This is a genomic window from Natrononativus amylolyticus (assembly GCF_024362525.1).
In the GTDB taxonomy this organism is placed as follows: domain Archaea; phylum Halobacteriota; class Halobacteria; order Halobacteriales; family Natrialbaceae; genus Natrononativus; species Natrononativus amylolyticus.
In genome coordinates this window covers 23173-37880 of record NZ_CP101460.1, presented here as the reverse complement: position 1 = coordinate 37880, position 14708 = coordinate 23173, and the positions used below count along the sequence as shown (strand labels likewise).

General features: G+C 57.1%; 9 protein-coding genes and 2 pseudogenes. 9 read left to right on the top strand and 2 right to left on the bottom strand.

Annotated elements, in window-relative coordinates; all coding sequences use genetic code 11:
* Nucleotides 1–142: 142 nt before the first annotated feature.
* From NMQ11_RS19150 to NMQ11_RS19115, 8 genes and pseudogenes are all read left to right on the top strand, one after another.
* Nucleotides 143–1110 (top strand): annotated as a pseudogene (locus NMQ11_RS19150) (IS630 family transposase); the annotation flags it as partial.
* 438 nt (nt 1111–1548) lie between these two features.
* Nucleotides 1549–3786, top strand: coding sequence for a sensor histidine kinase (locus NMQ11_RS19145; RefSeq protein ID WP_255171723.1), 2238 nt, complete (start codon nt 1549–1551; stop codon nt 3784–3786).
* A gap of 32 nt (nt 3787–3818) precedes the next feature.
* On the top strand, nt 3819–5843 hold the full coding sequence (locus NMQ11_RS19140; protein ID WP_255171722.1) for a hypothetical protein: 2025 nt from the start codon (nt 3819–3821) through the stop codon (nt 5841–5843).
* Between the two features lie 202 nt (nt 5844–6045).
* Nucleotides 6046–6878, top strand: a pseudogene (locus NMQ11_RS19135) (IS5 family transposase).
* 309 nt (nt 6879–7187) lie between these two features.
* A complete protein-coding gene (locus NMQ11_RS19130) occupies nt 7188–8306 on the top strand; it encodes a hypothetical protein (RefSeq protein ID WP_255171721.1) in 1119 nt (372 codons plus the stop codon).
* 208 nt (nt 8307–8514) lie between these two features.
* Nucleotides 8515–9669 carry an NAD(P)/FAD-dependent oxidoreductase gene (locus NMQ11_RS19125; protein ID WP_255171720.1) on the top strand — a complete coding sequence of 385 codons (1155 nt, stop codon included), beginning with the start codon at nt 8515–8517 and terminating at the stop codon, nt 9667–9669.
* Nucleotides 9670–9993: 324 nt separating this feature from the next.
* The gene (locus tag NMQ11_RS19120) at nt 9994–10785 is read left to right on the top strand and encodes an SDR family oxidoreductase (RefSeq protein ID WP_255171797.1); all 792 of its coding nucleotides are present in this window, start codon (nt 9994–9996) and stop codon (nt 10783–10785) included.
* A gap of 93 nt (nt 10786–10878) precedes the next feature.
* Complete coding sequence (locus NMQ11_RS19115; RefSeq protein WP_255171719.1) at nt 10879–11226, top strand: cupin domain-containing protein; 348 nt, start codon at nt 10879–10881, stop codon at nt 11224–11226.
* 55 nt (nt 11227–11281) lie between these two features.
* Here NMQ11_RS19115 and NMQ11_RS19110 read toward each other — a convergent pair whose 3' ends face one another.
* Nucleotides 11282–12076 (bottom strand): 2-amino-3,7-dideoxy-D-threo-hept-6-ulosonate synthase, encoded by a 795-nt coding sequence (locus NMQ11_RS19110; RefSeq protein WP_255171718.1) that lies wholly within the window; start codon nt 12074–12076, stop codon nt 11282–11284.
* Nucleotides 12077–12211: 135 nt separating this feature from the next.
* Here NMQ11_RS19110 and NMQ11_RS19105 point away from each other — a divergent pair, with 135 nt between their 5' ends.
* Nucleotides 12212–13372 (top strand): M24 family metallopeptidase, encoded by a 1161-nt coding sequence (locus NMQ11_RS19105; protein ID WP_255171717.1) that lies wholly within the window; start codon nt 12212–12214, stop codon nt 13370–13372.
* A 28-nt stretch (nt 13373–13400) separates the two neighbouring features.
* Here NMQ11_RS19105 and NMQ11_RS19100 read toward each other — a convergent pair whose 3' ends face one another.
* Nucleotides 13401–14603, bottom strand: coding sequence for a M24 family metallopeptidase (locus NMQ11_RS19100; RefSeq protein WP_255171716.1), 1203 nt, complete (start codon nt 14601–14603; stop codon nt 13401–13403).
* Nucleotides 14604–14708 lie beyond the last annotated feature (105 nt).

Here is a 14708-nt window from a genome sequence, read left to right as displayed (position 1 = left end):
AAATCCCACGTGTTGTGGGGCGGGAAACTCGAACGGGTTGTACGCTGGTCATCGACATGTCTCGCGATCAGGTATGCATTGGTTTGCAGTTACGACAATGGTATATGTTAGAATTTTTTACTCAGTAATTGTCCCTACAGTAGTGGATTATCGTGACGAGATCTCCGTCGAGGATATGCGAAACGCCCTGGACAACGTGGACGGAGAGAAGCCGACACAACGGCTGTTCGCGGAGATTACGTAAAAATGGTGTCACACAGACTGCACTAGCCGACTGGTATGGCGTTCAGCGACCAACAATTTATAGATGGCTCATGCAACTCAACACCGACGAGTCGCTTGAACGAGCGTGATTGATGACAGAGTTCTGAGATTGAACGGGAGATATCAGAAAGTCGATTAATAAGGTTCGAAGAAACTGTCCACGGGTTTCCCGACGAGTTGGGATTAATGCACCGGTGTGAACGCCGGCGCTGGTTCAGCAATATCTTGTCGAATCGTCCGATGTCGAGTACTCGTTCCGAGTTGCCGATGGGTGCTCAAAGAAGCGGGATCGAGCAATCAAAAGCCACGCTGGACAACGCCGAATCGGAAGTCGAGAAACAAGAAACGGTCCCTGAGGAACGCAATAGAACGGCGGGAAATGGACGCCACGGTAGTGTTTATCGTTCAAACCAAGAAATCCGTTCAGGTTGAACCGCGTGCCGCGTGGTTTCCGCATGGCACTCGAATGCCTGATCAACTCTCTGGTCAATGCGACTGGACGCATCTGTTGGGAGCAATCACCGAGAACAGCGGTCGTTTTTTCTCCCGATTCGAAAAGTATGTGACTAACGAACGTACCACACACCTCATTTTAGCAGTATGAAAAGCGTGCGAAGGTGACTCGATTGGTGTCTTCGATAGAGCGCCGCACTTCCGAGTGCAGTCGTCACGGGCCGCCAGGTTCGTGACGAGCCCGACCGTGTCACGGTACCAGCGTATTCATCGGAATTCAATCCAGTTGAAGAGTGCTCGAGTACAACTCTATCGGTACTCAGCAACCGGTTCTTCGAGTCGCTTGCTACGCTGCCAACAGCAGTCGATACCGCTCATGGTCGACTCTCTATCAGCATACGAGTAATCATTTCTACTGTTTACTATGGTTTTTTATTAACTCTAGCGGTAAAGATGCACACGCCGCAAGGAACTATTCGAATCTCGATCACCTGCTCGTACGAGGTTTGGATCTCTTGAGCGGCCACGAGCGTATGTGAAACTTACCGTCGTGACAATTAGTATCGAATTGGGACCGTGAACGTCTTGTGTTGTTCAGCTGTCTCTAAGCCATAATACGGCCGTTTGCCGTCTTGGTACGCTATTTCAGCTTGTTTACTCAGACACAGCACGGCCAACGTCCCATGGACGGTGGACAGAATTTCTTCGGGTGTCTGTTTGGTCCACGAAACCGCTTAGCGATGACCCGAAATAAATCGGTTTCAAGAAGAAACCCCCTGGTGGGACCGGTAAAGATTTGTATCGAACCTTCCAATTTCATGTAGTCAGAGGATGGACATAGAACACAGCCAGGTTGTGCTCGCCGTTGAACCCGAGATCCACGATCGACTCGTCTCGCAGTTCGAATCGTTTCGGGCGGGTGTAAACGACCAATACGACATCGAGATCACTTCGTGCACCACGATCAACGGCATTGAGCCTGAGGACCTCGACTGTCTCGTGATTGGAACGGATTCAGAGCACAGTCTACTCGAGCGAATCGAAGCGGCCGCTGATCGTATCTCCACGGTTCCCATCGTCGCCATCACTTCAGAAAATGAGATCGGAACCACTGCTGCGCTGAGCGCCGGAGCGAGCGACATCGTAGTGGCCGACGGCAGCCCAGATGACTGGGGTCGATTGGCTGTGACACGGGTGCTGAACGTGCTCGAGGCGTCGCATGCGAAACGGGTAAATCGATATCACTTCTGGAAGCCGACACTCCGTTCACTCGTCGCCGACGAGGACGTTTTCATCTGTGTATTCGACACTACCCACCAACACGTCTTCGCAGCGGGTACCCAGTTCGAAACTGCACTCGACCCAGCAACGCTCGAGGGACGTAGTATCGACGAAGCTTTCACCGAGAATCCAGTGACTGCGGCACACCTCAATGCGAACTATACCGCTGCCCTGAAGGGGGAACGACGCGTTCGCGAGTTTGTCATAGGAGAAGGTACCTACATCGTCGAAACGAGACCGCTAGCTGCCACGTGGGGGCTTACATTGTTCCAACCCGCACCAGACCGATCCCTCAACCGGGAAAGATCCTTAGAGAAAATCGAGCGACTTCACACGACCGCGTCCAGACTCGAATCCGCAACTTCTCACGAGGCAATTACCGATATTACCGTCGAGTCAGCCGAAACCATTCTAGAGTTCGAAGCATGCGTCGTATGCAGGGTAGAAAACGATCTCCTCCTTCCGGTAGCTGCCTCTGCTTCGGATATCTACACCGAACCGAGACGTCTGCGTGCCGACGAAGGTATCGCAGGTCGAACATTTCAGGAGGAGATGACGTTCGTCATCGACGATATCGACCGCGAGCCCGCCGCCAAACCGACGGACGAGGCATTTCGATCCGCACTCTCCGTTCCCATCGACGGGTACGGTATCTTTCAGGTTCTCTCGGAAGAACCGACTGCGTTCACCGAAACCGACCGCGAACTTGCGGAATTGCTGACGACTCACGTGGCCCACGCGTTGAAACGTGTCAAATTCAAGGATACGATCACCCAGGAGCGTGACCGGTTTGCCGCCCTGTTTCAGAACATTCCGGACGCCGCGGTTCGCTACGAGTTCAAAGACGGTATTCCGCATATCAAAGCGGTGAACTCGGCGTTCGTCCGATTGTTTGGGTACGAGCCGAAGCATGCCATCGGCGCGTCTGCCATGGAGCTTCTGGTTCCCGAAGAGGAACGGGACGCCGCCGACAAGTTTTACGAAACAGTCACAGAAGGAGGTCGGCTAGATCGGGAAGTAGTCCGCCAGACTGTCAACGGTCGAAATCCGTTCCTGGTTCGCAGCGTCCCCGTCTCAAGTGACGACGATCGCCGGCAAGGATATTTTATCTACACAGATATTAGTGAGATGAGAAGCCGTGAACGTGAACTCCAGGGGAAAAATGAGCGGCTTGACGCCTTCGCCAGCATTGTCAGCCACGACCTCCGCAATCCGTTGAACGTTGCACAGGGATACCTCGAAATGGCAGTCGATACAGGTGATAGTAACAATTTGAAAGAAGTCGACGCGGCTCTCGATCGAATAACGCGGATGATTGACGAACTACTGGCACTCGCCCGGGAAGGTGCCCTTATCGGTGAAACCGAGCGGGTCGAGCTCGAGGCCATTGTTCGCGATGCCTGGAAGAATGTGGATACAGGCGCGGCGTCGTTGACCATCAAGAACAGCGATCACCTAACGGCTGATCCACACCGCTTACAGGAGCTCTTCGAGAACCTTATTCGCAATGCTATCGAGCACAATGATGGTACGGTTACCATTCAGGTCGGGACACTCGAGTCCGGCGGGTTCTTCGTAGCCGATAACGGGGAGGGTATTCCAGAGCACGAACGCGAACAAGTACTGGACATGGGGTTTTCAACGAATCCCGACGGCACCGGATTCGGCCTTTCCATCGTCACCGAAATTGCCGGTGCTCACGGGTGGGAAGTTTCTGTCACTCAAAGCGACTCCGGCGGTGCGCGGTTCGAAATTATGGCTGAATCCAAACTCGATGATGGGCAATAGTCTTATCCTGTTTCCTTTCATCTGTCTTTGCGATGGTTGAGGTAACACTCGTGGACACGACGATCCAGGCGGTCGACGTAACCAATAGCTCGGTTCAAGTCGACACCGTTGGATGGGATCAGCCCGCTCCAGAGAAGGGGCTACCCTACTTCGTCGATGCCACTGTCTCCGGCCGGGCGACGGAACTATTCTTCCCGCACTGTACCAATGCCGAAGTCGCCAATGCGGATGCTACCGGCGAGTTTTTCAACTATTCGACAGTCGAAAGTGACTCGGGCGAGCCCGAACTACCAACCGACTCTTACGTTCTGCGGATGGATGCAAACATCCAAATTCTCGTTCGATTCGACGAAGCCGCGACGATCACCTTCTCCGCCGAAAACGAGCTCACACTCTCGTTCGAGCACCCAACGTCGGTCACAATCGGTTTCCTAAGCCTCAGCAAGTACCCCCGACACACCGTCACCGTCCCACCGACGACTGGCGGAATCGCGACCGCACTGACGTACGCCTCGGCGTCAGTCACCGATACAGAGCCGGATCGGGCTGCACCAATGAGTCGTGGTCACCCGCCGGCGATCGAGTACGGTGCCGAATCCATCCCGGAACCGGTTGTCGCACACGCCACGCAGACGAATATCGAACTTTACGTTCCGGACGAGTTGGAGTATCTGTTTCCCACTGCACCGCTAGCGTATTACCTGGGCGCCACAGTTCACTTGACGACGGCGTCCTCCCCCTATCTCTCGGCACCCGACGTGGAACTGCACGAGGAGTTTTCCCCCCTCCCATCGTTCCAGTTCGAGGTCGGCAGGCTACTCCGCCGAGTAGTGTTATTAGATAACCTCGTTCGGTTTGACCAGTACTTCGAGATAGACTCCGTCGACGTTGAACTTCTCACGTCACTCGATTTTGATCCGGAGTGGTGTCGAACCGCTTCCCTCGCTGACCGACTCCAAACGTACCTCGACATCGATTATGAACGGATCGAGCCAGGTCTGCCGCCATGGCATTCGTTGACCGTCGTCGAACCAACCCTCGATAACGCGCAGGCACTGCCGTTCATGTTAGCCGATCTTCAGCAGATTTTCATTCCAGGCGCTACCGAAGAACGAGGAACGAACGCCATCCCACCCGGTACCGGCGTCTCAGCAGCCAATCCAAACGCAACCATCGGTGCGCCCGAGGCGCCGTTCGTCGGCTGGCTCACATCGAATCCACCAGACGGTGCATACCGGCCGATGACCGATGCCTACGTGAACAAATCCAGGTACCTCGGCCGGCCGGAAACAGAATGCCGGGTCATCCTGGTTCGTGGCCGCGACGGCGACCGCGATATCTGCGACTCGATTGCGGCCGTTTACCGCGACGAGTACGCCCTCCCAGTCGATCTCGAGGTTCATGACGACCCGTCGCGGGCAAAGATATCGAAAATACTTCGCTCAGAGATCGATCTATTTCACTACCTCGGTGATTGCGAGGATGGACTTTCGTGTGCGGACGGCCGCTTTCGACTGGCTGACCTTGAGCAGTCGAACACCAAGATTGTCTACCTGGACGGACCTGCCTCGTTAGAACTTGGTCGATCATTCGTTGAGCGAGGAAGCGTTGCCGCAATTGTCCACACCAATCGCACGCAATCAGCAGAACAGGCCGACTTTCGACAGACATTCCTTCGCCTGTTGACCGAGGGCGTTACTCTCGACCGGGGGCTACGGTATGCGACGCGCTACGGTGGTGAGAACGATGCTGCAGTGATTGGCGACGGGACGACGCTGTTGGTGCGCTCAGAAGAGATCTACATCGCCCCGGTCATTGCAGCCGAAAATGGAGATGGAACGTTCCGGGTCACAGTCCGAACTGAACTTCCGGAGATTGGGTACATGTACGTTATCCCACTCCAGTCTTCATCGTTTCAACTCTCTGGAAACGCATTCGAGATGACGGTCGACGCTGCCGGGTTTCGGGAACTCCTCGGTGATATGGACACGGTGGTCGTCCACGACGACGTGCTGTACCGGGATGACGAGCTCGCACCGTTTTATCCAATCATCTGAGTTTCCCAACAATTGAACGTGCATGATAGCATTCGTGCTCGTTTAGCGAAGGATCGAGACAGTGTCGTAGTAGATCGCGCTGGGGGGTCATGCTAATCGACGACCGTGGTTATTTTGTCTCGTTGGCTCTTGTGAATCGCAAGACTGCGCTGACTTGGTCCGGCAGAGCTAGGGAGTTGAAGCGGGAAACGGCGGAGGCTCACTGTCCAAAATCTCCCGCTTCACTGGGAAGGTAGTGACGTTAGCTAAAAGTGCTGTTGGTGGTCGAGGCGAATCCGCCGCTCCGGAGGGTGGCGGCGGATTCGCCGACTATGCCGCTGTTTCGCTACATTGTCTGCGGATTTATTTGGAGAAATCCTGCCGCGAGGCGCTCGATCTCCTGACCGAGATGCCACAAATACTGGCGGAGATTGGCCTTGATAAGGCCGATCTCCCTGATCACTCGACGCTCGTGAAGGCGTTTGACAGGATCAAGATGGCAGTCTGGCGAGTGCTGTTGCGCCTGTCGGCGTTCACAAGAGCAAGCTCTCGTGCAGCTGCGTCCCAAAATCACTCCGTGATTTTGTGGGCTACACGAGCCATCCGGTCATGCTGCGATGGGCACGACGTTTTTCGACCGCGAAAACGCCAGCAAACACTACTGCCGACGGACGAATTATCGTGTTCAGACGCTCAAAACAACCGCTCTCGTCGATACTGAGCCACAAGCTGTTCTCGACGTTCACTGCACGACCGAGAAGCGCCACGACACCCTGCTCGGCTGGCAACTCGCCCGCCGCAACGCGGGCGAGTTGCACAGCCCCGCAGCCGACAACGGCTACGATTGGCAGCTATTATGCGATAAGCGGAGGGAAGAGGGCGTGAGACCGTTGATCAAACATCATGAATTTCGCTCCCGCGCATAACGCGCGGATCGATGAGGCTCTCTACGGCCAGAGAGCGCTGTCTGAAACCGTCTTCTCGGTGAGCAAGCGTACGCACGACATCGCCGAGTGTGCGCGAAGCTGGTATCGAGAGTTCCGTGAAATCTCTTGATGTGTCGTCTACAACATCAAGCGTGCTGTGAACTAGGCAAATTCAATGCCGTATAGCGATTCACCACGGCCACGATTTCCAAAATGCAAGCAACTATTAGAGAACCAACGAGCGTACATCACACGCTCGAGTTCGCCGGTGCGATTTCCTGCCTATACGTCGACCACCAGCACCTCCTCAACGTTTCTACCCGGTCGAACTCGAGCCAGCTGACTGACCGACTGTTTCGCGACCCCCTCCCGATTCGCGGGTACTATCGCTCTTTCACCTTACCACAAGCACTTATCAGCGGCGACGCTATCCAGACGTATGACCACGACGACACGACGACGATTGCTTCACTACGGCGCACTCGCCGGAGGCCTCTCGCTGGCGGGCTGTCTGGCAAGCGAAACGGATGGCAACTCACCCGCTGGGGACGACGACTCTACCGACGGTGACGACGAAACGGACGACGGCATCGAGGCCGTCGAGACGATCCAGTACACGACCCGAACCGACCGCCCCGACTGGGACGAGGACGCGATCGGAACCTGCGCGCTCGCCGGCTCGGAAGACCGACTGGCGCACGTGACGCCGATCCACGCCGTCTCCGAGGAGCGACTCGAGGAGACCGTCGGGCCGTTCGTCCGAGAAACCGACTTCGAGAGCCAGCTCCTGTTGTTCGTCGAGTCAGGCGGGCCGAACATCTGTCACGACACCCTCGAAATCGAGGACGTGTCCCTCGAGGGCGAGGTGTTGACGGCGACGGCGACCGTCCTCGAGACCAGTGACAAGGGGGCGGAGTGTGGTCAGGCACTGTTGTATCCATCCGCACTTGCGCGTGTGACCGTCGCCGACGACGCCGAGTGGCCTGCTCGGACTGAAGTAACGATCACCGACGGATGGGACGAGACGGAAACCGTCGAGGCGGCGCTCGACATCTCCGTCGAGCCAGAAGAACTCGAGGGGTACGTTCGGCCAGATGGCGACCCCGACATCGTTCCGTCCGCACTCGAATGCGCGGACGAGGACGTCACACGCATGTCGCCGGTCGAGGACGTCACCTGGGGTGACACAGACCGATTTTCCATGCGCGTCGATCGGCTCACCGTCGATCGCGGCGAGTCGGTAGCGATCAAGATGGTCAATACTACGAACGAGTCACAGACGACCGGAAACGCACAGAAGTTCGGTCTCGAGGTCTACACCGACGCCGGATGGCAGGACGTTCGCGTCTACGACGACGACGGGTACGGGCCAGGCTACACCGACGAAGGGTACACCCATCAGCCTCACACCGGGTTCGACTGGACGCTCGAGATGGCGACTGGCGATTTCGACACTGGCCACCCGCTGCTCGAGGTCTGTCCCGACCTCCCTGCTGGACGGTACCGGTTTGTCTACTGGCCGACGGATCTGGCGGTGGCGTTCGATTTGAGCGAGTGAAAAGACGCACCGCTATTCGTCGCTCCGACTCCTCGAGCCAGCTCCCCGCCCAGCACTCGATCTCGTCAGTCACCGACTCGAGTGAGTGTCATAGGTTGTCGTAGATAGCGATCGTCGATGCATACGACCCGTATATTGACATTTGACTCTACCTTTCCTGATTTGTGCGGCGCAAGTTCTTATATACGATGACTGGGTATCGTGTTCCATGCACACTGTCATTATTGGAGGGGGGATTGTCGGACTTGCAAGTGCGTACTATCTCAAACAGCGTAACGTCGATGTCACTGTTCTTGAGAAAGGGACCCTCGGATCAGGAAGTACTGACCGAGCTAATGGCGGTATTCGAGCACAGTTCTCCTCACCTGTGAGCGCGGAGTTGTCCCTTGCGAGTATCGAAGTCTGGGAAACCTTTGATGAGGAATTCGATACGGAGATCACCTATCGACAACCCGGTTATCTCTTCCTCGCTCGAACAGATGAGACTGCGGATCGATTTCGTGAAAATGTCCGAAAGCAAAACAAAATCGGGGTCTCGAGTGAGTTCGTTACTCCCGAGCAAGCCAGCGAACTTTGCCCTGCCCTTCGAACTGAGGAATTTGTCGGCGGAACGTATTCGCCAACGGATGGATTTGCAGACCCACATCTAGGGTTGCAGGGTTTCTCGATCGCCGCAAACGATGCGGGCGTGGATATTCGAACAAAGGTCGAAGTGAAAGACGTGATCTGCGCTAACGACGGGAGCGTCTCCGGTGTTGAGACGGATCAGGGCCGAATTGACGCCGATTTCGTCGTTAACGCTACCGGTCCCTGGGCGGCACAGGTCGGAAAAATGGTGGACCTTTCGCTGCCGGTTTCGCCACGTCGACGTCAGCTCGTAATCGTTGACCCTGAAACGTCGGTTCCTGATACTGTTCCGTTTACAATTGACGCTGATGCGAGTGTTCACTTCCGCCCGGAACGTGATGGGAATGTCGTGGCTGGGGGGCATTTTACTGACTTAGACCCAGAGATGGATCCTGATGAGTATTCTAACCGCGTTTCTCTCGAATGGGCAGCGCAAGTAGTTGAAGAGGCCGCAAAGTGCGCTGATTACTTTGGCCCTCGTTCAGAGATTCGACAGTCATGGGCGGGGCTATATGCCGTCACGCCGGATCACCATCCAATCATTGAGGAGGCCATTCCTGGCTTCATCAATGCCGTTGGCTTTTCTGGTCATGGGTTTATGCAAGCACCCGCAACTGGTCAACTCGTTGCCGAGCTTATCGCTGACGGGGAAGCACATTCCATCGATATCTCTATGCTTTCGAGTGACCGGTTCGATGGTGGTAGCCCCCTCGAAGAAGGAACCGTTATCGATTGAGTATTCCGTTTCAGACTACTTCGCGATTCTCAGAACGATTGAATTGTTATCGGCGGTCGGGGAGAATACCCCGGGGCTTGACCCCGAGGATGAATCCGACAACACGGATACAAACCATTAAAAGTTGATACTGGTGACGAAGTGTTGCTTCCTGGCCCCAGCTGGACCTATTCAGCTCACGTTGAGATCGCGGGGGCAAGCCAGTCGAGTGCCAACGTAATCCAACTGAAGAGTTTCAGCCAGATGTCGGTGCTGGCAGGATATCCGACCAAGGTAGCTCCCGGCCGAAGAGTTATATGGGCTCGAGAATATCGCATGAGTGGTATGAGCTTAGAACTCGCCGGAAACGTCGCACTGACAACGGCTTCGAGTGGCGGCCTCGGTTACGCCTCTGCTGAGGTCTTCGCGCGAGAAAACGCCAACGTCGTCATCAACGGGCGCGACGAGGACGCGCTTGACGAGGCGGTCACCGATCTAGAGACACTCGGGGATGGTCGGATCGTCGGCGTTTCAGGTGATCTAACGGACCCGGACGATATTGAAACGCTCGTTGAGACGACCCTCGACGAGTTTGACCGCCTGGATCATCTCGTAACGAGCGCCGGCGGCCCGCCGAGTGGACCGTTCCTCGAACTGGATGACGAGGACTGGTACGACGCATTCGACCTGCTCGTCATGAGTGTCGTCCGACTTGTTCGCGAGGCCTCCGCCCCCCTCCGTGAAGGCGACGGCGGCACAATAGTGACGATTACCTCCCGGAGCGTCAAGGAGGCAATTGACTCGTTGGTTCTCTCGAACTCGGTTCGGATGAGCGTCGTCGGCCTCGAGAAGACGCTCTCGAAGGAACTCTCCCCCGAAGTTCGAGCAAACGCGGTGTTGCCCGGCCCCCACGAAACCTCCCGAATCCAGGAACTGGTCGAACAGGCGGTCGACCGGGGCGAGTACGACTCCTACGAAGACGGTATCGACGCCCGCGGTTCGGGAATTCCGCTCGAGCGAATCGGCAAACCGACCGAGCTTGGAGAGGTTGTTGCGTTTCTTAGCTCACCGCGCTCGAGCTACCTCAACGGGGTGGCGGTGCCGATCGACGGAGGCGCGTCCGCGTCGAACTTATAGATCTTACCGCTTGAATACTGTCTTCTGATCCTTCCTGGTCTGGAGAACCCAAACAATTATGATTTTTTACCTCGACTGAGTCATACACCGCAGATGAAACCTGTACGATTCGATAACGCAGACACGTACGAGCCGGACGAAGGATGGCGCCGAGTCTCGCTGGCGGGCAGTGACCAGTTCACCTTCGAGTGGTTCGAGAAGCCGCCTGGGCACTCCTCTCCCATGCACGATCACGAGAACGAACAGGTCTGTGTCGTCCTCGAGGGTGAAATCACGGTATTCACCGAGAACGACGACGTCCGACTCAAGCAACACGACTCCGTACTCCTCGAATCAGGAGAGCCACACCGTGTCGAAAACACCGGTGACGAGCGCGCCGTTGCGATTGACGTCTTCGCTCCTGGCCGAGGCTTCGACTTCTGGACCGACCGAACAGAGTAAGCTCAACGGCTGTCGGTCGCGAGAATCGGTTCCGGTAGCCACCCCTGTTGTCGGCTCAGTCTAACGACTCGAGTTCGGCAATTTCAAGGGCTTCTCTAGGCGAACGGTCGTCGTGAACAATACTAGAAGCAGCCCGGGCCATCGCCTCGGAGTCGGGGTGCTGGAAGATCGACCGCCCCATCGAAATGCCCGCGGCACCGGCGTCCATTGCGCCGCGGATGTTCTCGAGCATCTCCCGGTCGGTTCCCGGGGAGCCGCCGGCCATAATGACCGGAATGGCGGTCGATTCTACGACGTCCCGGTAGCTCTCGGCATCTCCGCTGTAGGCGGTTTTCGCGATGTCAGCACCGGCCTCCTCAGCGAGGCGAACTGCATGACCGAGGCTGTTCGGGTCGTGCTCGTCAATGCCGGGGCCGCGAGCGTAGGTCATCGCGAGGACTGGCATCCCATACTTGGCGGCGTCAGCGGTGAGTTCGGCAAGGTGCTCGAGCTGGCGCGGCTCGGAGTCGGAACCGACGTTCAGGTGTATTGAAACCGCGTCGGCGCCGAGGCGAACGGCCTCCTCGACGGTTCCGGTGAGGCGCTTGTCGTTGGCGTCCGGACCAAGTGTCGTTGAGGCGTTGACGTGGATGATATAGCCGGCGCCGTTCTTGTTCGGATGGACGCGCGGGGCGAGCCCTTTCTGTGTGAGGATGCTATCGGCACCGGCCCGTGTCACGGCGTCGATCGTAGACTCGATGTTTCGTAATCCGGCAACAGCGCCGATCGTAATTCCGTGATCCATCGGCACGTTGAGAATTTTTCCGTTCGTCCCGATTCGGTCGAGGCGCGCACGTTTTCCAGTGGACATACAGTTACCACGGAAGCATTCGAACTAAGCAGTTTCGACTGCGGTATTCGTTGCGCCGGTGACGAAACAACGATTACGTACCACTTGTGTAGGCTGTCGATACCTTCTTGGATGAACATATCGAAGGGAATCACGATGGAGTATCCGAGACGATTGAACACGGAGTACGAATTCATCAACGATAAACTCGCAGCTCATGACGCCGATGCGTACGTCCACGTCGGGGACTGCTTCGACGAAATGTTGTCCTATCTGTCGCGCTTTGGCGGCCCTGACCGCGACTACGCGTTCGTATACACCGACAGCACTGCCATCCTCTGTGCCCCCGATCGCTTCGGAGAACAGGCAGAACGTGAGTTTCCGGGCGACGTCGTCGACACGACGACCGCGGAGCGGCCGCCACCGACGGAACGAGCGTACACCGTTCTTGAGCGCCACGACGTCGGAAATCGTCTGCTCCTCCCTGGTAACGCGAAACACGGGACGGTTCGGGCGTTCCGAGACCTCGGCTACGATGTAGTGCTCGCCGACTCGATCCAGGAGGGGCGGATCGTCAAAACGCCGGCGGAGCGCGGACTGCTCGAGGCGATCGAAGCGGCGACTCAGCGGGGAATGGCCAGGGCGGAGACGATCCTCGCGAGGGCGACCGTCAACGGCGACGAACTCCTGTGGAAGGGAGAGGCGCTGACGACCGAACGCCTCCGGCGAGAGGTGAACGCCGAGCTCGCCCGTAACGGCCTCAGTGGGGGAAGCACCGTCATCGGCGCGGGGACCTCCTGTGCGGACTTGCACTTCACCGGCTACGACGAGATCGCGCCCGGCGAAACAGTACTGCTAGATCTCGGACCACGAGGCCCCCACGGCTACTACGGCGATCTGAGCCGAACGTTCGTACCGGGTGAAGTAGGTGAATGGGAACGGGAGGCGTACGCAGCAGTGTCGGACGCCTTCGAGGGAGCGATGGAGGTGCTCGAGGACGGTGCCGGTCAGCCTGCCAGCAACGTCCAGAACCGCGTCGCCGACGAACTCGCCGAGTACGGGTTCGAGACAGGCGACGTCGAGGTCGGCCTCTACCATGGTGTCGGCCACGGCATCGGCGCAAGCATCCACGAACGGCCGTTTCTCTCGACGGACGAAGAACTTCAGGTCGGGAACGTGATCACGGTCGAACCCGGCGTCTACGACCCCTCACGAGGAGGTGTCCGACTCGAGGACGTTGTCGAGATCACCCCGAACGGCTACGAAAACTACGTCACGTATCCGAAGGAGATCGCTCCGAGCGAACGGTCCATCTAACCGAACCATCCGGTTGTGCCGGCCGTTGTTACCAGGTGATGATGTTCCCCTCGAGTTCTCGTGGGTAGTACGTGACCATCTCTATACCCTCGTCGGTGATGACGATGGTATCCGAGTGGCGGTAGCCTGCCTCATCCGGCACGTAGATTCCTGGCTCGATGGAGTAGACGTGACCGGGTTGCATGACCTCGTCGCTTCCCCGATCGATGAACTCACGCTCGTGGGCCTCCATGCCCAGATTGTGTCCAGTATGGTGCTGGGCGTACTTCAGAACGCCCTGTTCGTCAAAGTAGTCGTGAACCGCCTGGTCGACGTGCGAGCACGGAACGCCCGGTCCACTCTCGTCGATGGCGATGGACTGAGCCTCGAGCATCAGCTCAAAGTAGTGTTCCTGTTCGTCGCTCGGCTCGCCGACGAACATGGTACGCTCGAGTTCGCTCCTGTAGCCGCCGACGTTCGACGAGGCGCCCGTCACGAGAACGTCACCCTCCTTGAGGCGGCGGTTTTCGGTGAGGCCGTGGGGCAGTGCCGTGTTCGGCCCGGAGAGGAAGCCACAGGAGGCCGGAAACCCGCCGCGGAGGTGCGACTGGTACTCGTCGCCGTAGGTGTCAAACATAGCCATAGAAGCGTCGAGACTGGCGCGTTTGGCGACCCAGAACTCGTGTTTCCCTGGTTCGGCGTATTCGGCCAGGTAGCGATGAGCCAGGTTCCCCCACTTGCCGGACTCCATCACGAGTTCGATTTCAGCAGCTGACTTTTCCTTTCGCCACTCGGTCACCCAGTCGACGGTCTTTACGTCGACGTCAGCTAAATCGGAGAGGGTAGGTCCGCTGTAGCCCCAGTAGCCGGGTGCGCCGTCCATATCGGCATAAACCGTCTCAACGTTGAGTTCTGCGAGCATGTCGTCGATCGTCTCTTCCGGAGTTCGCGAGGGATGGTGCGGATACCCGTCGCCTCCGCCGGGATAATCGTAATAGTGGTGTACGTGGTCAATGTGGCTCACAACCTCCGCACGCTCGAGTTCCAATCGTGGGGCCGCGACGTGTACGGTTTCGTCGGTAACGGTGAGACAGACCGGCCGTTCGGTCTGAAGGTGCCAGAAGCCGACGAGCCACTCGATGCTCGTCGCTGAGAAGAGACAGAGCGCATCGGCATCAGTCTCTGCGAGTTCGTCTCTGGCACGGTCGATGCGGGAATCGTATGCTGTCGACGGAAGGTATGGACGTGTCATCCACTCTCACATTGGTGAGGTAATACTTTACTGTTCGCAGTCGAATAGCCTTGACGGCGGATGGACGTACCCAATTTAAATTAGACACCCCTCCTATAACCGACG